At 35.3% G+C, this 20,769-nt stretch carries 19 protein-coding genes; 3 read left to right on the plus strand and 16 right to left on the minus strand.

The features are described 5' to 3' along the window. Positions 1 to 46: 46 nt before the first annotated feature. Positions 47 to 1,201, plus strand: coding sequence for an MFS transporter (locus ACPUVN_RS03155; RefSeq protein WP_426358052.1), 1,155 nt, complete (start codon positions 47 to 49; stop codon positions 1,199 to 1,201). A gap of 292 nt (positions 1,202 to 1,493) precedes the next feature. Here ACPUVN_RS03155 and hmpA read toward each other — a convergent pair whose 3' ends face one another. The 3 genes from hmpA to ACPUVN_RS03170 are packed head-to-tail and all read right to left on the minus strand — an operon-like array spanning position 1,494 to position 4,336. Beyond that, complete coding sequence (gene hmpA / locus ACPUVN_RS03160) at positions 1,494 to 2,675, minus strand: NO-inducible flavohemoprotein (protein WP_426358051.1); 1,182 nt, start codon at positions 2,673 to 2,675, stop codon at positions 1,494 to 1,496. 43 nt (positions 2,676 to 2,718) lie between these two features. Then, positions 2,719 to 3,990, minus strand: a complete 1,272-nt coding sequence (locus ACPUVN_RS03165) for an NnrS family protein (RefSeq protein ID WP_426369954.1) — start codon at positions 3,988 to 3,990, stop codon at positions 2,719 to 2,721. Between the two features lies 1 nt (position 3,991). Then, a complete protein-coding gene (locus tag ACPUVN_RS03170) occupies positions 3,992 to 4,336 on the minus strand; it encodes a hypothetical protein (RefSeq protein WP_426358049.1) in 345 nt (114 codons plus the stop codon). A 221-nt stretch (positions 4,337 to 4,557) separates the two neighbouring features. On the opposite strand from ACPUVN_RS03170, the gene norR reads away from it, so the two are divergent. Next, entirely contained in the window at positions 4,558 to 6,144 is a 1,587-nt protein-coding gene (gene norR, locus ACPUVN_RS03175; protein WP_426369955.1) for a nitric oxide reductase transcriptional regulator NorR, read from the plus strand. A gap of 117 nt (positions 6,145 to 6,261) precedes the next feature. On the opposite strand, the gene lipA is transcribed toward norR, so the two are convergent. The 13 genes from lipA to leuS all read right to left on the minus strand — a co-directional run bounded on the left by lipA (position 6,262) and on the right by leuS (position 19,852). Next, entirely contained in the window at positions 6,262 to 7,230 is a 969-nt protein-coding gene (gene lipA / locus ACPUVN_RS03180; RefSeq protein WP_426358047.1) for a lipoyl synthase, read from the minus strand. After that, the gene (lipB, locus tag ACPUVN_RS03185) at positions 7,220 to 7,879 is read right to left on the minus strand and encodes a lipoyl(octanoyl) transferase LipB (RefSeq protein WP_426358046.1); all 660 of its coding nucleotides are present in this window, start codon (positions 7,877 to 7,879) and stop codon (positions 7,220 to 7,222) included. The genes lipA and lipB overlap by 11 nt, the downstream gene beginning before the upstream one ends. Positions 7,880 to 7,956: 77 nt before the next feature. Beyond that, positions 7,957 to 8,220 carry a DUF493 family protein YbeD gene (gene ybeD / locus ACPUVN_RS03190; protein ID WP_426358045.1) on the minus strand — a complete coding sequence of 88 codons (264 nt, stop codon included), beginning with the start codon at positions 8,218 to 8,220 and terminating at the stop codon, positions 7,957 to 7,959. 294 nt (positions 8,221 to 8,514) lie between these two features. Next, positions 8,515 to 9,678, minus strand: a complete 1,164-nt coding sequence (locus tag ACPUVN_RS03195) for a serine hydrolase (RefSeq protein ID WP_426360581.1) — start codon at positions 9,676 to 9,678, stop codon at positions 8,515 to 8,517. Between the two features lie 248 nt (positions 9,679 to 9,926). Beyond that, on the minus strand, positions 9,927 to 10,694 hold the full coding sequence (locus tag ACPUVN_RS03200) for a septal ring lytic transglycosylase RlpA family protein (protein ID WP_426358044.1): 768 nt from the start codon (positions 10,692 to 10,694) through the stop codon (positions 9,927 to 9,929). Positions 10,695 to 10,707: 13 nt separating this feature from the next. Further along, a complete protein-coding gene (gene rodA, locus ACPUVN_RS03205; protein WP_426358043.1) occupies positions 10,708 to 11,823 on the minus strand; it encodes a rod shape-determining protein RodA in 1,116 nt (371 codons plus the stop codon). Continuing rightward, positions 11,823 to 13,796, minus strand: coding sequence for a penicillin-binding protein 2 (gene mrdA, locus ACPUVN_RS03210; protein WP_426358042.1), 1,974 nt, complete (start codon positions 13,794 to 13,796; stop codon positions 11,823 to 11,825). The genes rodA and mrdA overlap by 1 nt, the downstream gene beginning before the upstream one ends. A gap of 5 nt (positions 13,797 to 13,801) precedes the next feature. Then, positions 13,802 to 14,272 (minus strand): 23S rRNA (pseudouridine(1915)-N(3))-methyltransferase RlmH, encoded by a 471-nt coding sequence (rlmH, locus tag ACPUVN_RS03215; protein ID WP_304369714.1) that lies wholly within the window; start codon positions 14,270 to 14,272, stop codon positions 13,802 to 13,804. An 11-nt stretch (positions 14,273 to 14,283) separates the two neighbouring features. After that, a complete protein-coding gene (gene rsfS / locus ACPUVN_RS03220) occupies positions 14,284 to 14,601 on the minus strand; it encodes a ribosome silencing factor (protein WP_304369712.1) in 318 nt (105 codons plus the stop codon). 170 nt (positions 14,602 to 14,771) lie between these two features. Then, positions 14,772 to 15,536, minus strand: coding sequence for a nicotinate (nicotinamide) nucleotide adenylyltransferase (gene nadD, locus ACPUVN_RS03225; protein WP_426358041.1), 765 nt, complete (start codon positions 15,534 to 15,536; stop codon positions 14,772 to 14,774). Next, positions 15,536 to 16,579: a DNA polymerase III subunit delta gene (gene holA, locus ACPUVN_RS03230; RefSeq protein WP_426358040.1), complete on the minus strand. Its 1,044-nt coding sequence runs from the start codon at positions 16,577 to 16,579 to the stop codon at positions 15,536 to 15,538. The genes nadD and holA overlap by 1 nt, the downstream gene beginning before the upstream one ends. Positions 16,580 to 16,663: 84 nt before the next feature. Continuing rightward, complete coding sequence (gene lptE / locus ACPUVN_RS03235; protein ID WP_426358039.1) at positions 16,664 to 17,173, minus strand: LPS assembly lipoprotein LptE; 510 nt, start codon at positions 17,171 to 17,173, stop codon at positions 16,664 to 16,666. A gap of 90 nt (positions 17,174 to 17,263) precedes the next feature. After that, complete coding sequence (gene leuS / locus ACPUVN_RS03240; protein ID WP_426369956.1) at positions 17,264 to 19,852, minus strand: leucine--tRNA ligase; 2,589 nt, start codon at positions 19,850 to 19,852, stop codon at positions 17,264 to 17,266. Between the two features lie 281 nt (positions 19,853 to 20,133). Here leuS and ACPUVN_RS03245 point away from each other — a divergent pair, with 281 nt between their 5' ends. After that, positions 20,134 to 20,619, plus strand: coding sequence for a zinc ribbon-containing protein (locus ACPUVN_RS03245; RefSeq protein ID WP_426358037.1), 486 nt, complete (start codon positions 20,134 to 20,136; stop codon positions 20,617 to 20,619). Positions 20,620 to 20,769: the final 150 nt, after the last annotated feature.

Here is a 20,769-nt window from a genome sequence, read left to right on the forward strand (position 1 = left end):
ATTAACCCCATTATTGTTTAAGCAATTTATTTATTAAGGTAAATGAATGAAGTCTTTATTGTTTGTCCGTTCCTCATTTAGCTATTTTTGGTATTTTGGTTTACTTGGTTTAATCATTCCTTTTTTACCACTTTATTTAGATGGGAAGAATTTTTCATCTGAAGAAATAGGTGAGATGCTCGCGATTATTGCTGCGACAAAAATAATAGGACCTACTTTATGGGCTGCTTTAGCTGATAAAACAGGACAGCAACTTGGCATTATCAGGCTGGGCGCTTTTTTGGCATGTGCACTTTTTACCTTTCTATTTTGGTTAAATGATTATTGGCCTATTGTGTTTTGTTTAGCATCGTTTAGTTTGTTTTGGAACGCGATTTTGCCCCAAATTGAAGTGATGACATTAAACTCTATTCGAAAAAGTCCTAAGATTTATGCGCGTATTCGCTTGTGGGGCAGTATAGGTTTTATTTTCTTTGCTGTGATCACGGGTGAATTGATAGAAAAATTCAGTTCAGAAGTTTTTACTTATGTAGGCTTTGTCATTTTATTCGGGTTATTTATATCTACACTTTTAGTAAAACAATCCAAAATTAAAAAGTCTCAGATCACAAAAACCTCATCAATTCGTGACAAGTTGTTTAATATAAATTTTGCTGTGTTTTTTATTGCAGGGCTTTTATTACAACTTAGCTTAGGTACTTACTACAGCTTTTTTGGTTTATATTTAAGAGACTTAGGATACCCAACCATAGCTGTAGGCTTACTTATTTCGTTAGGTGTTGTAGCTGAAATTACTATTTTTATTTATGCAGGTAAAATATTTAAGTATTTCAGTATCAAGAGTATTTTGATTTTTAGTTTGATCATCACGTCTTTCCGTTGGTTCTTAATGGGACATTATGGCGACATCATGATTGTTATGATCTTCTCGCAGTTAATCCATGCGGCAAGTTTTGGGTTATATCACAGCGCATCGATACAGTTTTTACAGCAACATTTCGATCCTAGCCAGCAAAATAGAGGACAAGCTATTTATATTGGCGGTGTTTATGGTGTAGGTGGCGGAATTGGTGCTTATTACGCTGGAACACTTTGGTTAGAAGGAAGTGGTGCAACTAATGCATTTGATATAGCAATGCTTGCTGCATTTATAGGGGCAATATTTACTATTTTCATTAAAACGAATCATAAAACTTTCTAGCAAGCTAAGAACAATAGTTGAAGGTAGCAACATAAGTTTGGTGCTACCTTTAATGTTTGTAGCTGTATGATACCAAGTTGATTAATTAACTTTTCATTTTTAATGGTTAAAATCAATAATGATGGAGTTATAAAATTTATAAGTAGAATAACTACTTACTAAATTTTATGTCTTGTAATTATCCATTTTTCTCATGACAAAGTAGAGGACTCAATTAATCAAATTGCTATTATATTATTGATATCAATTTACATTAAATTTAGAACGCTTAATCAATAATATCCCTATTGAACTAGAAAGATGAGTGAGGACCAAATACCTCATAATGAATACGGCTCTCGCTAACGCCAAGTTTGACTAATTCATCTTTTGCAAACTTCATAAATCCAACCGGACCACACAGATAAAAATCACCTTCTTTTTTAGGTAAATCAATCTGGCTAAAGTTAATTAAACCTTGATGAGTATTTGCCTTATCAGCTTCTTCTGTATTGTACCAAGTATGATATTGCCAATTGTTTTCAGTACATAGATCATGTGTGCGTTGTTCAAATGAATGTTGTGCTGAATTTTCACAGGCGTGAAGATAATAAACAGGTTCGGCGTAGTTTAGTTCAGCTAATGTTTCTAGCATGGCTTGCATAGGTGTTATGCCAACACCTGCTGAAATTAGAACAACAGGAGCTTTACGCTCAATTAATATGAAATCTCCAGCTGGGGCATGTAAATCTACTAGATCGCCAACATTTAAATTGTCGTGTAAATGGTTAGACATTAAGCCTTCTTTCTCACCTAACTCGCGCTTTACCGATATACGATAGCTTTTTCCATTCGGTTTAGTTGAAAGTGAATATTGACGTATTTCAACATGCTCGCTAGTTTTTGGTGTTAATTCTATGCCAATAAACTGACCAGCTTTATAGTGCATTACTGGTTGATGATCCATAGGCTCAAACATAAAGCTTGTTACAAGTGATGATTCCTGTTCTTTTGCAACCAAGCAGAAAGCACGTTTACCTCGCCAACCACCTAAACTTTCAGCGCGCTCACTGTATAACTCTTCTTCTCTATTAATAAAGACTGTTGCTAAAACACCATAGGCAGCAGTCCAAGCGTCTTCTACTTGTTTTGTAAATTGCTCAGGTAATAATTCTCTCAATGTTTCAATTAGGTGTAAACCAACCACTTGATAATGTTCAGGTTGAATATGAAAGCTCGTATGTTTTTGCGTTATCCGTTCAACCGCGTGCTTTAATACAGCAAGATTATCTATGTTACGTGCGTAAGCTAATATGGCTTCGAATAATGCTGTTTTTTGACGGCCAGTTTCCTGATTACTCATATTAAAAATATCTTTTAATTCAGGGTTATGGCTAAACAAGCGTTTATAAAAATGTTCTGTAATTGCTGTACCGCCACTTTCTAATAAAGGGATTGTACTTTTTACTACGTTAATATGTTCTGTGGTTAACATGGATGACTCCTAAGTCGTTAACTAATAAAGGTAAAGGGAATAATTAATCTTGATGTTTTTTTACTGTTGTTAAAATTGGCCAATAAGTTTTTAAGAAAATAAGCATGGCAACTATCCAAAGTGCTGCACTTAAACTCCATGAAAAAAGAGTCGGATTAAGGTGCAAAGCTTGAAATAGTTCTTTAGGAAGATAAGGCGCAAAGCTTCTAATTAAGGCGGCAATAAGCATAATGATAAAGCTTAAACTAATAATGTTTTTTACTTTTAATGCTCGGTTTGTATGACCCAGTGAAACACGACTCATCATTGCTAATATCATCAAGCTCATAGCTCCAATAGTGAGCAGATGCAGAGCGTCGCTAAAGCTAATACCTATGTTGTAATAACTTAATCCCAGCATAAATAGCCCTAATGAAATAAACAAATAGGAAGTATGTAATGACCATAATAAAGGGACAGATAAAGTGTTAAGTGTGCGCCAATGAAGTAGACGGATGAAATGTAAAATACTTGCCGTAATCATAAAGATGGCAGGCATTATAGGTAAATCAAAAAAGCCACTTAAGATAAACACAACTATGCTGAGTAAAGACACTATGATTAATGAAATATTAAGCCAGTTAGGTGTTGTTATCGCTTCTGTATTTGCGCCACGGACAGTAAAAAAGGGGATAACACGTCCACCAATTAAAGACATAAGAAGAACAAATATTAAAATCATCGAACGTGATAAATGCAGAGCTATGTGTGTGTTTCCTGAAATATCAGTTACTAAGACTAACGTATTCATTAATGCCATCAAAAATAGAATCGCGATAAATAAATAATTTCTTTTATTTTGTGCTGATATGACTTGTTTAGTGTAAATATAGATAACAGCTATCCACCAAATAGCTTGTAAAACTAAAGCCGTAAGCACTGAGTATTCAGTGTTTATAATCAGGGCGATTCGAACAGCTAACCATACTAAAATTAATAGTGCTAGCGCCTTACCATGTAAGCTACGTGATCCTGTCCATGTTTGTGATGCAGTTAAAATAAAAGCAACGGCGATGGTAGCTGAAAATCCAAAAATCATTTCATGAAGATGCCAAACTACAGGTGTTAATCCTGTTGTATTGAAGCTAAATACTCCATTTAAAAAAGCTAACCATAAGGTTAAGCAAATAATCGCAAAAGCAGGGGCTAGAAGAAAATACGATCTGAAAGGTAAATCAAAAATCACATGTTCAAAAATAGTCTTTTTTGCTACTGAGGAGCTATTTGTAGGCTTGGAGTTATCAGGTTCTTGTATATTAAGTAAATTTTTTGTCATTTTAAAAAGCCTTATGCCCTAAACCATGTGCGCCAATGCATCGAATAACATAACCAATTTTAGCTATTCCAGCGGTAATAATAGTACTGATATGAGCCGTGATTTGTATGCCTAAGCTGAAGTATTCAGTAAATACGTAACTTACAAGTATGCTCATAGTCATAGCTGATAATGAAACCACCATGAAATAATTTCCCAATGTTATACATAACGCATAATCTACTACTTGGCTTTTTGAATGATGATGAGACAAGGCATTTGATGAGTGGCTTGGCAAAATGCTGGGTAAAACACTTAGGAAAGCTGAACTTTGCAAAACAGTCTGTAAAATATTGTAGTTAAACATTTAATACCTCGTTATTTAATACTTTGAATACAGTAATAAATTATTTATATATTTAGTTATATCAAGAATTGAACCATGTTTTTTAACTACTTTATTATCAATGCGTTAATGTTTTTTTAATTTCTTTTGTAGTCATAATGACTCATATTTATTTGTAGTCATTTTGACTTCTTAGGTTCTATATGACATGATGAGTAAAACATTAAGAAAAGTGATATGACGTGAATGAAATTTCTTCTGCTGCATTAATTGAATTATCGTTAAACTTAACTAAAAGCTTAACAAGTAATGATCGCTTCGATAACTTGCTTTCAACCATAAGAAAAGCAATAACGTGTGAAGCTGTAGCTGTATTAGCAGTAAAAGGTGATAACCTTGTTCCGTTAGCGCTACAGGGGCTAACTAAAGATACTTTAGGGCGTCGTTTTGTTATTGATGAACATCCTCGTCTAGCTCAAATTTGCCAATCAGAAAGGTTTGTTAGATTTCCAAGCGATTGTTCATTACCTGATCCTTATGATGGTTTACTGATTGGTCGTGATGGCGATTTACCCATTCATTCATGTATGGGCATTCCTTTGCATTTTGAAGATCAACTTATTGGCGTGTTAACACTCGATAGTTTAATTCCTGAGCTATTTGATAACATTCCTGAAAGAACGCTAGAAGTGATAACAGCGATGGCGTCAGTGAGTTTAAATACTGCGCTAACACTTGAGCAATTAGAGCGAAATATTGATCATTCTAATCAAATTGTTGCGGCTTTAAGTCAGCCTAATGTAGTTGCTGAACAAAATGAGTTAATTGGTCAAAGTGTCAAAATGTTAAATTTGAAGAAAGAAATTACCTTAGTTGCTTCATCACAGTTTAACGTTCTAATTCAAGGCGAGAGTGGCTCAGGAAAAGAACTTGTTGCACACGATATTCACCAACAATCTTCACGTAATACTTATCCAATCGTTTATATAAACTGTGCAGCATTGCCTGATAACCTTGTTGAGAGTGAATTGTTTGGGCATGTTAAAGGTGCATTTACAGGTGCTGATAAGAATAGATCAGGTAAGTTTGTTATTGCTGATGGTGGTACCTTGTTTTTAGATGAAGTTGGTGAGCTACCTTTAACTGCGCAAAGTAAATTGCTCAGAGCTATTCAAAGTAATGAGATACAAGCAGTAGGACAAGATAAAGTAATAACAGTGGATGTTCGAGTTATTGCTGCAACTAATCGGAATTTACAAAACGAAGTTGAAAAAGGCACTTTCCGAGCGGATCTTTTTCACCGTTTAAATGTTTATCCTATTGAAGTGCCACCATTAAGAGATCGTGATGGTGACATAGTTTTATTAGCTGGATTTTTTATTGAGAAAACAAAGCGTAAATTAGGTATTAAACAACTGAAAACATCTCCTGAAGTACTCGACTATTTATCAAGCTATCACTGGCCTGGAAATATTCGAGAATTAGAACACTTGTTAAGTAGAGCTGCGTTAAAAGCTTTTGCCAGACAAAAAGATAAAGCCATAGTTAAAATAGCATTAAATGATTGTGATGAATTAAGTAACGATACTTTCTCTCATAATAAGAACCTAGTTCAGCAAAGAGTTGATATATCTACAAATCGTATTGCTTATTCGTCGATAAATTTAAGGTATGAAGTTGATGAATTTCAAAAACAATTAATCACACAAGTATTAACAGAAGAAGGTGGGAATTGGAGCTTATCGGCTAAGCGATTAGGAACAGATAGAGCCAATTTAAGCCGATTAGCTAAACGTTTGGGTATTCGTATTACTAAGATGATCAGTTAAAAAAAGAGTTCGGGAACAAGCCTTAGTAGTAATATTTTATGAACCATGAACTTTTAAGCATAAAAAAAGGTGAACTGAATTCAGTTCACCTTTATAAAGCTTTAGAAGCAATAGAAGTTACTTAACTTCTTCACCAGCCGCTTGTTTATCAGCATGGTATGAAGATCGAACCAGTGGACCACAGGCTGCGTGGTCGAAGCCCATTTTCATTGCTTCTTTCTGGAACATATCAAAGTCGTCAGGATGTACGTAACGCTCAACAGGTAAGTGATGCTTACTTGGTTGCAAGTATTGACCAACCGTTAGCATGGTTACGCCATGAGCACGTAGATCACGCATTACTTCTAGTATTTCTTCGTTAGTTTCACCTAAACCAACCATAAGACCTGATTTAGTAGGAACTGTAGGATTAGATTCACCAAATTTCTTTAATAAGTCTAATGACCATTGGTAATTAGCACCTGGGCGAGCTTTTGTGTATAAACGTGGCGCTGTTTCCATATTGTGATTAAACGTATGAGGAGGATGAGCATTAAGTATTTCTAATGCCTTGTCCATACGACCACGAAAATCTGGAACTAAAATTTCAACTTTAGTATTTGGAGAATGTACGCTAATTTCTTTAATACATTCGGCAAATTGTTGTGCGCCACCATCGCGTAAGTCATCTCTATCAACAGAGGTAATTACTACGTACTTTAATGCCATATCTTTTAACGTAAGAGCAAGTTTTTTAGGTTCGTCTTGATTTACAGCTAAAGGACGACCATGACCTACATCACAGAACGGACAACGTCGTGTACAAATATCACCTAAAATCATAAAGGTTGCTGTACCGTGGTTAAAACATTCAGACAGGTTAGGGCATGATGCTTCTTCACATACAGAATGTAAGTCATGCTTACGTAAAGCTGATTTTATCGCGTCAATACGATCTGTCGTTCTTGGCAATTTAATACGCAACCATTCAGGCTTACGTAACATTGTTTCTCTTTCTGACGTAACGACTTTAATTGGAATATGCGCCATTTTGTCGGCGTCACGTAATTTAGTACCAGCTTCTATACGTGATGATTTAGTTGTCATTTAATGTTTCCAACCCTGTTTTATAAACAATAGTGTTTGAATTTAAAAGAGTGCTTATGTGTTTAACTAAAGACTCTCCTGCTTCTGAAATATTTTGTGGTCCATTCAATGCTGATGTTTGAACCATTTCTAAACCTGCGTAACCACATGGATTAATTAATAAGAAAGGTGATAGGTCCATGTTAACGTTTAGCGCTAATCCATGAAAAGAACATCCTTTTCGAACTCTTAAACCTAAAGAGGCAACTTTTTTGTTATCTATGTAAACACCAGGGGCATCCGCCTTTGCTAACGCGGTAATACCATAATCATTGAGAGAATCAATGATGACTGTTTCAATTAGCGTAACAAGTTGTCTAACGCCCATTTTTCTGCGGCGAAGATTAACTAATACATAGAGTACTTGTTGCCCTGGTCCGTGGTAGGTAACTTGTCCGCCACGGTCTACTTTTACCACAGGAATATTACCTGGGCTGAGTAGATGTTCTTCTTTACCTGCTTGTCCTTGTGTAAAAACAGCAGGATGTTCAACTAACCAAACTTCATCTAAAGTTTCATCATTACGACTGTCGGTAAAGCTTTTCATGGCTTCCCAAACAGTCGTGTAATCGATTTGGTTTAGTTGTCTAACTACCAAAGTATCATTCATACATTGGCCTTTAATGTATATGGAATATTATAAAAGAATAAAAGTGACATTACACCGCACAGCTTTCAAGGGGATAATTAAAGTACGTAACGTACTTCTTCAATAGCTGTTAAGGTTTTATAAATGGTTTCAATGTGATCTTTACTTGTAACGGTTACCGCAATAGCAACTGAATGATAATTACCTTTTGAACTTGGCTTTATTTTTGGAGAATAATCACCTGGTGTATGCTTTTGTAACTCAGCAATAATAAGATCTGGCAGTTCATCACAAGCCACACCCATTACTTTGAAGTTTAAAACAGTAGGAAATTCTAATAATTCATCAAACTTAGTTTGCATTTTTTTACCTAGATATATCGGGTTAATGATATTGATTTATGTGTTAACTATTTAACGTTATAAATATATTTTATCATTAATTTGGGCTGTAGGGCTAATACCATCTTATAAGTTTTTTCATTTACTTTTTATTGATGTGTATATCAAAGAATTGTTTAAATAGTTTTGAGTGATTTACATCGAAAGGGAAGTGCAGATAATAAAAAAGGGATACCTTAAGTATCCCTCGCTTTACTTTAACCGTTTACTCACTTGAGCTCGGTCTAAGTGATTTTTATTCAATAAGTTTAGTGATTAATTAACAAATTGTAATTTAACATAATCCATTAAGCGGCTGAATATGCCACCCTCATTTATCTCTTGTAGCGTAACTAATGGGTATTCAGCGATGTCTTCACCATTAAGCTGTAAAAATACTTTACCAACAACTTCGCCTTTACTTAATGGCGCTGTAAGCTGCTTACTTAATTCAAAGTTTGCTTCAAGGTTTTTACGTTGTCCACGTGGAATAGTTATAGGTGTACTTTCTAAAATACCTAAATCCACTTCAGGAACATCACCCATCCATACGCGGTTAGTAACAAACTTCTCACCCGCTTCGTAAGGTGTATACGTTTCAAAGAATCTGAAGCCGTAGTTAAGTAATTTTTTACTTTCTACTTTACGTGCTCTTTCACTATCAGTTCCCATAACAACACTGATTAAACGCATGCCACCTTTAGTTGCTGAAGTTACTAAGCTGTAACCTGCTTGTGAAGTATGACCTGTTTTTAAACCGTCAACATTCATACTTTTATCCCACAATAAACTATTACGGTTATATTGTTTGATGTTGTTGTAAGTAAACGATTTTTGTTTATATATTTTATATTCTTCAGGCACATCGCGAATAAGTGCTTTAGCTAAAGTTGCCATATCACGAGCCGTTGTTTTATGTTCGTGGCTGTCTAAACCGTGGCTATTTTCAAAATAACTACTGTTCATACCTAACTGTTCAGCATGAGCATTCATTAAGTCTGCAAATGCACTTTCGCTACCAGCTACATGTTCTGCCATTGCAACACAAGCATCGTTACCTGAAGCAACAATAATACCTTGGTTTAATAAGCTAACAGAAACTTCTGTACCTACTTCGATAAACATTTTAGATGAATCAGGAAAGTTTTTAGCCCAAGCTAGTTCACTAATAGTAACTTTATCTTCATTTTTAATATTACCTGAAGCTAATTCTTTACCGATAATATAACTAGTCATCATTTTAGTTAAACTTGCAGGCGCTAATAAGCTGTCAGCATTTTCTTCTGCGATAACTTTACCTGTAGTAAAATCAATAAGGATGTGAGCTTTAGCATTCACTGATGGTGGTGCAGGAATAATATTATTTGCATGTGCTACGGGAATTGCGCTGAGAGATAATGTACCAAGCAGAGTGAAGATTTTTGCGCGTGACGAAAGCAAATTCTTCGTCATAGAGATAAGCATAATGTTCCTATATTTTATTGTTATAAAAGCCAATATTATCCTGCAGTATAGCATTTTTATTTTTGATTGCTATGACAGAACCAATCGGAAGTTGTTACTTTTCGTGTATTTTAATCAAATAACATCAATGAGAATAATAATTAGCTTTAAAAGGAGGGCGAATATATAAATTAGCACTTAAGAGGTAAGAGTTAATATTACTTTTTAATAAGTGCTAATTGGAGTTATTTTATATAACTTTTGAAGGCTTTTGGGTAACCATCTTGTTTCAGTTTAAGCAAAGCTTCTTCAAGTTTCATTTGGTTGATGAATGGTCCTAGCTTTACACGATATATATTATTTTCATAAGGTGTAGCAACTTCATATGGATACTTAGTTTTTAAAGTATTCGCTGTTTTATTCGCAATATGTTGGTGCTGCGTAGCAAACACCTGAATGTAGCCTATAGGGGCTAAATCTGTTTTGATTTCTGTATCGGTATTTATGGCTTCAATAGTAACTATCGCTGTGCCTTTTTTAAGCATGTCGAGTTTGAATGCTGCGCTATAAGATAAATCTATAATACGGTTTTCATGAAAAGGTCCACGATCATTTACACGTACAATAACTGACTTTTTATTTAAATGATTCGTTACTTTTACATAGGTCGGTAAGGGAAGGTTTTTATGAGCGGCAGTCATGCTGTACATGTCATAAATTTCACCATTTGATGTTAAATGACCATGAAATTTATTACCATACCAAGAGGCTATTCCTGTTTGTTTGAAGTTACTTTCAGACGCTAAAACGCTGTAGTCTTTACCTCTAACATTATAATCTTTATTACCACCTCGACTGTATGGCTCATCCTTTGGAACTGCATCAACAAGCTCTGATGGCGATGGAGTACGAGTGGGGATGCTGTCATGTTTTTGTTTATATCGACTTGTATTGGTACTACAAGCACTAATAAATATAATGAATAAAACTAAAAATTTACTATTTTTTATCACAACTTACTTCCTTTTATGCATGAACTCGTTTATTCGTACTTATGGCCATTATCATTCCAAAACCAGCCATTAAGGTTACCATGGATGTGCCGCCATAACTGACTAAAGGTAAAGGCACACCAACTACAGGTAACAAACCTGACACCATGCCTATGTTAACAAACACATAAACAAAAAAGGTCAGGGTTAAGCTACCAGCTAATAACTTTGTAAATGCTTGCTGAGCATTAATAGCTATGTATAGACCACGTATTACTATAGCTAAATACACGGCAAATAAAATAGATACACCAATTAAACCAAACTCTTCACTGAAAACAGCAAAAATAAAATCTGTGTGTCGTTCAGGTAAAAATTCAAGCTGAGACTGTGTTCCTTGTAGCCAGCCTTTACCGTGAATACCACCAGAACCTATGGCGATTTTGGATTGTATAATATGATACCCCGAGCCTAAAGGATCTTGCTCTGGATTTAAGAAAGTAAGTACACGTTGCTTTTGATAATCTTGCATCAAGAAAAACCATAATATAGGAGCAAATGCGGAGGCTAAACCTACACAAACACCTATTAGTCTTAAGCTTGCTCCTGCTAAAAATATAACAAATATTCCCGAGCTTGCAATAAGTAAAGAGGTACCTAAATCAGGTTGTTTCGCGATAAGTAATGTGGGTAATAAAACTAAGATAAAGGCGATAACGATATGGGATATTTTTGCAGGTAAGTCGTATTGACTCAAGAACCAAGCAATAGTAATAGGCACTACAAGTTTCATAATCTCAGACGGTTGGAACTTCATAAAACCTAAATCTAACCAACGTTGAGCACCTTTACCAATATGTCCAAAAAGTAGGACACAGACGAGTAGCAATAACCCGACTATGAACATAGCAACAGCCCACTTTTGATAAGCCATAGGAGGAATCTGTGCAACAATAAACATCACAACTAAAGCTATGCCTAAACGAATTGATTGTCTAATAACAATGCCGAACTCTTGTCCACCAGCACTATAAACAACAAAAAGACCCAAAACCATTAGGCTTAAAATACCCAATAGTAGAGGAATATCTATATGTATTCGTTGGAGGATAGTACGTTGTTTTTGATGATCTTGGCCTGAAGTTCTCACTAATTTACGCTCAGATATTTTTCACCATATACATTTTTATGGTGTGGGTGAAGACTTGGATCTTTACTAATAATAACTCTATCACCAAAGTATTGATCCATTATTTGTCGAGCAACAGGTGCAGCGTTACTCGCACCGCCACCTTTAGCAACGTTTTCTATTGCTACAGCAACAACAATCTCAGGTGCTTCGTAAGGAGCAAATGCAATAAACATCGCATTATCACGCTGATTTTCGCTGGTGGTTGAAGCATCGTATTTTTCATCTTGCTTGATGTTGGCTACTTGCGCTGACCCCGTTTTACCTGCTGCATCGTAAGCACTCCCTTTAAAGGCGTTATAGCCTGTAGCACCTAGTTTTTGTACTGTATTGTGTAAACCATCGAGAACATAATCCCAGTTTTTAGGTTCATTTATTATGATAGGGGGTTTATCTTCATAAACTACATCTGTAGTGACAATAGAGGTTTCTATTTTTTCATCGATTACAGTGTTTATAGTTTCAGTGGTCGACTTTAATAAATGAGGTATTCTAATTTCGCCTTTATTAACAAGAATACTGATTGAATTAACCAGTTGAATCGGAGTTACTGTCCAATAACTTTGTCCTATGCCAACAGACAAGGTTTCACCCGTATACCACTGTTTATTGTAACGAGCGCGCTTCCATTCTACGCTAGGCATAGTTCCGCTGCGCTCTTCATGTATATCGATACCGCTGTATTCACCAAAACCAAATTTTTCCATCATGTTACTGATGCGTGTTATGCCTAACTTAAATGCGAGGTCATAATAATAAATATTACATGATTGCTCTAATGATTTGGTTAAGTTAACCATGCCATGTCCCCATTTCTTCCAATCACGTCTTTTGGTATCAATGCCTTTTAGTTGATAAAAACCAGGATCGTAAATTTCAAATTCAGGGGTGATCACTTTTTCTTCTAAACCTGTTAAAGCTAATAAAGGTTTAATGGTTGACGCTGGGGGAAATAAACCTTGAGTACTTCGGTTGATAAAAGGTAAGTCTTTAGAGTTTCTTAATTTATTGTAGTTTTTAGTACTAATACCATGAACAAACAAGTTGCCGTCATAACTTGGGTTTGAGTACATAGCGAGTATTTCACCACTGCGCGGATCCATAACAACGACTGAACCTCTGTTACCTGATAAAGCACGTTTGGCTATCATTTGTAATTCAATATCTAAGCTTAATGTTAGATCTTTTCCAGGTACGGGAGGAGTAAAGCTCAGGGTTCTTATAATTCGACCTTGGTTATTGATCTCAACTTCTTGATGGCCAATAGAACCATGAAGTATTTCTTCGTAATATTTTTCTAAACCTAACTTACCGATATTACGTGTTGCTTTGTAGTTGTCGGCTATATCTTTATCTTCAAGTTTTATGTTATCTCGTTGATTAATACGTGCAACATAACCTACTGAATGCGTAGTTAGATCAGCAAAAGGGTAATAACGCTTTAAGCGAGCATCAATAAAGAAACCAGGGTATTTGTGTTGATGCACAGAAAAAATGGCAACTTGTTGGTCGCTTAATCTTGAATGTATTTCAATAGGTTTGAATCGACGTTTACTGCGAAGAGATTTAAGCACTTTTTCTTGCTTTTCTTCACTTATATCTAATAAAGCACTAATTTCTAATAGTTGCTCTTTAATATCCTCAACATCTTCAGGAATCACTTCTAAGCTATAAATAGGTTTGTTTTCAGCTAAAAGCACACCGTTTCTGTCGTATATTAGTCCACGGTTGGGTGCTACAGGAAGTACTTTTATACGGTTTGAATTCGATTTGGTTTTATACTTATCGTAAGACTCTACTTCTAAGTTATAGATATTGTTGAATAAAACCAACACCATAACGATTACACCGATAAAAGCGATTAATACTCTTCGAGCAAATAAGTTAGCTTCTGCAGTATGATTTTTTATAGATATGCGTTTACGTGGTGACACCGTTGTTATTCTCTGTGGTATGGATGATTGTTATTAATGCTCCACGCACGGTATAAACTTTCAGCAACCACTATTCTTACCATAGGATGAGGTAGAGTAAGAGGAGATAAAGACCATTTCTGTTCAGATGCCTGAATACAAGCAGGTGCTAACCCTTCAGGTCCACCCACAAGTAATGCAACATCACGGCTGTCATGATGCCAACGCTCAAGTTGTTGAGCTAATTGAGGAGTTGTCCAAGGCTTGCCCTCTACTTCAAGGGTAACAATTCTGTTGCCTTTGGGGATAGCAGCTAAAGTAAGCTCACCTTCTTTTTCTAGGATTCGAGAAATGTCTGCGTTTTTCCCTCTTTTTCCAGGAGAAATTTCAACTAAGTGAAATGACATATCACGAGGGAATCTTCGACAATATTCGTTGAATCCTTCTGTGACCCACGATGGCATTTTGTTGCCTACCGCATAAAGGGTAATACGCATAATTGACTATATTATTCCCATAATTGTTCTAGTTGATATAAGTCGCGAGTCGACTCTGTCATTACGTGAACAATAATTTCGCCTAAATCAACAAGAGCCCATTCGCCTACATCATTACCTTCGATGCCTAAAGGTTCTAAACCTTCAGCTCTACATTCCATAGCAACTGATTGAGCAATTGATTTAACATGTCTGTTTGAGTTGCCTGAACATACGATCATGTAATCAGCAAAGCTTGATTTTTTTGAAATATCTAAAACAGTAATATCTCGGCCTTTCATGTCTTCTAATTTTTCAATAACAAAGGCTTTAAGTGCAGTATTTTCCAACGTGGGTTCTCTATGATTTAATTAATGAGCTATATAATATCACTTTTTAATTCTGAGGTAACCTTGCATTTAACTTCAATCGCAAGCTTAAGTGATATTTAATCAACACTATGGTTATTTTAGTGCTTGATATAGGTTATTTAACTCGAAATATAAGCGCAAAAAATATATCAGATGTTGTTGTATAAGGTATTATTTTTAATGTATTTAATTATGTCAGAAGTTAACCATTGCGAGCAGTCAACTTGATTAGATATATGATGACGTATTTCGGTGGAAGAAATATCAAGTTCTTCAGTATTATGTAAAAAAATGAGGCCTGAATCTTTTCCTATAAAAGTATTTTCTTTGATAGGAGCTTTATTGATATTGGCGCTATTGATAGAAACAACATTGATAGGGAGTTCGTCAGCACTAAATGTTTGTGTTTGCAAATCACTCATCGAACTTTGGTATTTATTCAGTAGGGCTTTAGTTTCGGCATTAATGGATGATAAATCATATCCAGGTCGAGTGTTTACAATTAAATTGCACTTTTCGAGAATATTTTCCCATAAATACCAGCGAGTGAAATTCAATAAAGAATCCATTCCCATAATAAAAAAAAGTTCACTATTAGGATACTCAACTTTTATTTCATTAATGGTATCTAATGTATATGACAGACTAGTGCGTTTGGTTTCTCTAGTATCTAACTCAAAACCTTGTTCATCAGCACAGGCAAGTTCAACCATATTAACTCTATGAGTCGTAGAGGCATTTGTACCTAATTTATGCGGTGGTTTGTGAGCGGGAATAACAAGCACTTTATCCAGTTTAAATTTAGCAAAAACTTGTTTGGCTGGTTCTATATGACCTTTATGAATAGGGTCGAAAGTCCCGCCTAAAATACCAATACGAAGTTTTTTACCAGAACTGACATGTTCACTAGTCATTAACTATATTCGTAATCTAACGGCAGGGTAGAGGTTGTTTGTCCGTGATATAACGTAATACATATATCAGAGAGGAGAATGTAAGGGTTAAAATCACTCGATGTTTTACTGATCAAATCAACTTCAGCTAAACGACTTAAACCATGAGACAAATTAGCATAAGTCATATTATTTAAAGCGTGTTGATAAAGCGGCTTTTTCTTTTCCCAAATACGATAAGACTTATATAAATCGTTAATTGATTCACCTTGCTTGAGCTTTTCTTGCATTTCAATTAGTTGAGATATTTCTTTATGTAAAAACCAAACTAATTGACCTATAGGTGCACCCTCATGTTGTAGCTGATCAAGAATAGCGACGCATTTTTTTAGGTCACCTTTTAATAAAGTATCGACAACTTGGAAAGGATTAAATTTCGCTTGGTTAATAATGATCTTTTCAGCATCTTGAATGGTGACCTGATTTTGACCAAATAAAATAGATAGTTTTTGCAGCTCTTGATCTAAAGCCAATAAATTACCTTCAAATAACTCAATCATTAAAGGAATAACATCAGGATGGATATTGAGTTTAAGTTTATTAATTTGACGGTTAAGCCATTGATTAAGCTGTTTACCTTCTATGTCGTAAATAGGTAAAAAACAACCTAAATCTTCTAAGGTTTTAAACCACTTTTTTTTCTGTTGAGCTGCATCAAGTTTTGGACCATGGATAAGGAGAACCACATCATGATGAAGCTGTTCACTTAAGGCGAGCAATGTTTTGCCTGCAGCTTCGTTAACTTTACCTGAGAGTATTTCAACTTCAATAATACGCTGACTAGAGAAAAGGCTCATTGATTGATATTCATGAACCACATTCGACCAATCAAACTTATCATCGGCCGTAAAACGTATAACTTCGTCAAAACCTTGCTGTAAATAGCTACTTTTTATCGTAGCTAAGCTATCATTTTTTTGCCATGGCTCATCACCAAAAACTAACCAAATAGGCTTGAAGCTTTGGTTAAGTGTAGATGACAAATTGTTATGATAAATACGCATATAATAAATAGCTTATGGTTTAGTTTTTAGAGTAAATATTTAAGTTTAGCTTCGAGTTATGTAATCAATATATTAAAAATAATATTATATTTTTAAGCTGGCTAAGTTTCGTAATATTCTATCCGCCGCTTTTTTACGCATCTCACTTAACATTAATGTTAATTCACGACTTTTCGCTAGCGCTAAATTTGGATCATCTTGATAATCTTTGTCGAGTTCAACTTCATAAGTTCTAATGTCTTCATTACTAAAGATTAACTGATACTTTACCGAATAAATTAATTCATATTCAGCTACTTGACCATTAGGGAATACTGAAAGAGTTCTTCTATCTAAGCTATCTTTTAGGATATGTAACTCAGGTGTATCTACTGTTAATTTAGGCGTAATGTTAATTTTATTTAGAACTAAATGCTGCTTAACTAAACGTGTTAGCTCACCGTGTTGATCGACAGAGCTTACATGTATATTTTGTAATTGCGGCGAAAGTAGGTAATCACCACGTAAATGAAATCCACAACCTTGAATTAGGCCAAATGTTAAAATAAAGCCTAACCATAAAGTAGAGCGTTTTGCTTTAACGTTTATTTTCAATGTTATATTTCTCTTATGTTAATGACTTAAATTGAGAAGGGTAGAAATAAGATTTCTACCCTTGTGTACTTATTTGCTTAAATGCATGCTTTAGTTAGCTACTATATTTAATAACTTACCAGGAACATAAATAACTTTACGCACTGTTTTATCTTCAGTGAATTTAGTCACGTTTTCGTCAGCAAAACCTAGCGCTTCAACTTGTTCTTTTGATGCATCAGCAGAAACTGTGATTTTTGCACGTAACTTACCATTCACTTGCACAATAATAAGTTTTTCATCTTCAACTAATGCACTTTCGTCAACAACTGGCCATGCTGTGCTTTCAACAGCCTTGCCGTCACCAATAATATTCCATACATGGTGGCTTAAATGAGGAACAATTGGCGTAAGCATTAAGATAACAGCTCTTATCGCTTCTTGCATAACAATGCGATCTTCAACTGTTTCTATTTTAGCTTTAGTTAAGTGATTCATTAACTCCATAATTGCAGCAATGGCAGTGTTAAAGGTATTACGACGACCAATGTCATCACTCACTTTACCAATTGCTTTATGTAGTTCACGACGTAATGCTTTTTGATTAGCATTTAAAGTAACACTCGATAATGTTTGCTCTGCAGTTAAGGCTTCTTCTTGAGTGAAGTCGTAAGCAAGTTTCCAAACACGTTTTAAGAATCTATGTGCACCTTCAACACCTGAATCAGACCACTCTAACGTTTGCTCTGGTGGTGAAGTAAACATGATAAATAAACGAACAGTATCAGCACCGTATTGTTGAATAACTGCTTGTGGGTCAATACCATTGTTTTTAGACTTCGACATTTTGCTCATACCTGCAGAAAGCACAGGTTGTCCGTCTAATTTACTTGTTGCTTTGGTGATTTGACCTTTTTCATTACGCTCAACTTCAACGTCAGTTGGAGCTATCCAATCTTGCGCGCCATTATCAGCTTCACGGTAATATGTTTCTGCTAATACCATACCCTGACAAAGTAAGCTTTTAAATGGTTCGTCACATTTAACTAAACCTACATCACGTAATAATTTATGGAAAAATCGTGCGTATAGTAAATGTAAAATTGCGTGTTCAATACCACCAACATATTGATCAACAGGTAACCAGTAGTTAGCTTTTTCAGGATCAAGCATTTGTGTTTTGTCGTCAGACGAACAAAAACGTGCGTAATACCATGAAGATTCCATAAAGGTATCAAAGGTATCTGTTTCGCGAAGTGCTTCTTCGCCATTGTAAGTTGTTTTAGCCCAAGCTGGATTATCTTTAATTGGTGACGTTACGCCATTCATAATAACGTCTTCAGGTAACTCAACAGGTAATTGGTCTGCAGGAACTGCAACTGATTCACCGTTAGCTAAGTTGATCATTGGGATAGGTGTTCCCCAATAACGTTGGCGTGAAACACCCCAATCTCTTAAACGGTAGTTAACTTTTACATTACCTTTGTTTTCAGCAATTAACTTATCTGAAATAGCTTTAAATGCTTCTTCAAAAGTTAAACCGTCAAACTCACCCGAGTTAACTAATATGTTTTTCTCAGTAATAGCGGCTTTTGTAATATCATCATCTTCAGAACCTGCGATAACTTGAGTGATATCTAAACCGTATTTAGTGGCAAATTCCCAATCACGTTGATCATGACCTGGAACTGACATTACAGCACCTGAGCCGTAATCCATTAATACAAAGTTTGCCGACCAAACAGGTACTAATTCACCAGTAAGAGGATGGATAGCTTTTAAACCTGTATCAACACCTTTCTTTTCCATAGCAGCCATATCAGCTTCTGTGGCTTTATTGGTTTTGCAGCCTTCGATGAATGCAGCGATTTCAGGATTGTTTTTGGCAGCTTCTAACGTAAGAGGATGCTGAGCCGCTAATGCAACATAAGTTACACCCATTAAAGTATCTGGACGTGTAGTGTAAACATCAAAGCTTTCGTCTGAGTCGGCAACTTTAAAGGTTAATTCAACACCTTCAGAGCGACCAATCCAGTTACGTTGCATAGTTTTAACTTGTTCAGGCCAATCAGTTAATTGGTCTAAATCTTGTAATAACTCTTCAGCGTAATCAGTAATTTTAATAAACCACTGTGGAATTTCTTTGCGCTCAACCATAGCGCCTGAACGCCAACCTCGGCCATCAATAACTTGTTCGTTAGCCAGTACAGTTTGATCCACTGGATCCCAGTTAACGGTAGCATTCTTTTTATATACTAAGCCTTTTTCAAAAAGCTGAGTGAAAAACCATTGTTCCCAACGATAGTAATCTTTGTCACATGTTGCGAATTCACGATCCCAATCGTAACCAAAACCTAATGACTTTAATTGACCACGCATGTAATCAATATTCTCATAAGTCCATTTTGCTGGAGCTGATTTATTTTTGATTGCCGCGTTTTCAGCCGGTAAACCAAACGCATCCCAACCCATAGGTTGCATTACGTTCTTGCCTTGCATACGTTGGTATCGAGAAATAACATCGCCTAAGCTGTAATTACGCACATGACCCATGTGTAATTTACCACTTGGGTAAGGGAACATAGCTAAACAATAAAATTTTTCTTGCTCTGTATTTTCAACAGCAGCAAATGTTTTATTTTCAGTCCAACTTTGTTGAACTTCGGCTTCGATAGATTGGGGATTGTAGATGGATTCCATTAACGATTTCTCAGGTATTCAAAAAGATTGCTTATGATTTTTAATCAAGAAGTTATTGTTCTCACTCTTGAAGGCATAAGGGGATAAATTATTGCGTATAGAATACCTTATCTGCACCCTATAAATAAACAAATTTAAGTTTTTTACCAATATTGGCTATACTCGTAATATAAATAATAGCGCTTTGAATTAAAATCGCTTTACTACTCTGAAACCAGCATCTTGGATGATAACGGGTATCAATATCTTTCTTTGTTGTGAATTTCATTAATGAGGATAATATGACTAAAAAACCAGAACATTCAGATCTCAAATATAATCAACTACTTCAATGGTTAGATGATGTTAAGTCACATGAGCTAACACATATTGTTGAATTAGTAGATGAAGCTAAAAAGTGGGTTCAAACTGCTGAGAGTATTCCTGAAGAAAAATACTCGCAATTTATTACTAACTTTAAATTAGATTTAATTGAGTTTTATCAACAATCACAATCTGACATACAACATTCTTTGTATTTAGAAATACTTAAAGATACTTTTTGGGCAAAGCTTTCCTCTATTACCGATCAAACTCAAATTGAGTGGGCTGAACTACAAGAAGATTTTGTACATGATGGCTTATATAAAGCGGGTGATTACATTGGTTTTGGTGAAGTTGAATGTTTAACTTGCCATCATAACCAGCAAGTACATCACGTTACTTTGCTTTCATCTTGTATTAAATGTGAAGGTAAAACCTTTAAGAGAAAAAGCTTAACATTATAAGGTCATATTGAATCGCTCTCACTAACCCAACTGAGATTACTCACTTCTTCTAAATAATATTCACTAGCGCTTTGCTATAGGGCTTAATCTCAGAGTACACTATAGCCTCATCCTTTTATCCGCAAAGTATTTGTTTTCTAAACTTTATAG

It is taken from the genome of Pseudocolwellia antarctica (genome assembly GCF_049933045.1).
Classification (GTDB): Bacteria; Pseudomonadota; Gammaproteobacteria; order Enterobacterales; family Alteromonadaceae; genus Pseudocolwellia.

Coding starts and splice junctions, on each gene's coding strand:
- holA (WP_426358040.1), bottom strand. CDS start 16,579: ATGCGTATTTATCATAACAATTTGTCATCTACACTTAACCAAAGCTTC.
- ybeD (WP_426358045.1), bottom strand. CDS start 8,220: ATGCAAACTAAGTTTGATGAATTATTAGAATTTCCTACTGTTTTAAAC.
- leuS (WP_426369956.1), bottom strand. CDS start 19,852: ATGGAATCCATCTACAATCCCCAATCTATCGAAGCCGAAGTTCAACAA.
- lipB (WP_426358046.1), bottom strand. CDS start 7,879: ATGAATGATACTTTGGTAGTTAGACAACTAAACCAAATCGATTACACG.
- ACPUVN_RS03165 (WP_426369954.1), bottom strand. CDS start 3,990: ATGACAAAAAATTTACTTAATATACAAGAACCTGATAACTCCAAGCCT.
- lipA (WP_426358047.1), bottom strand. CDS start 7,230: ATGACAACTAAATCATCACGTATAGAAGCTGGTACTAAATTACGTGAC.
- ACPUVN_RS03155 (WP_426358052.1), top strand. CDS start 47: ATGAAGTCTTTATTGTTTGTCCGTTCCTCATTTAGCTATTTTTGGTAT.
- nadD (WP_426358041.1), bottom strand. CDS start 15,536: ATGACTAGTGAACATGTCAGTTCTGGTAAAAAACTTCGTATTGGTATT.
- rlmH (WP_304369714.1), bottom strand. CDS start 14,272: ATGCGTATTACCCTTTATGCGGTAGGCAACAAAATGCCATCGTGGGTC.
- ACPUVN_RS03245 (WP_426358037.1), top strand. CDS start 20,134: ATGACTAAAAAACCAGAACATTCAGATCTCAAATATAATCAACTACTT.
- hmpA (WP_426358051.1), bottom strand. CDS start 2,675: ATGTTAACCACAGAACATATTAACGTAGTAAAAAGTACAATCCCTTTA.
- ACPUVN_RS03170 (WP_426358049.1), bottom strand. CDS start 4,336: ATGTTTAACTACAATATTTTACAGACTGTTTTGCAAAGTTCAGCTTTC.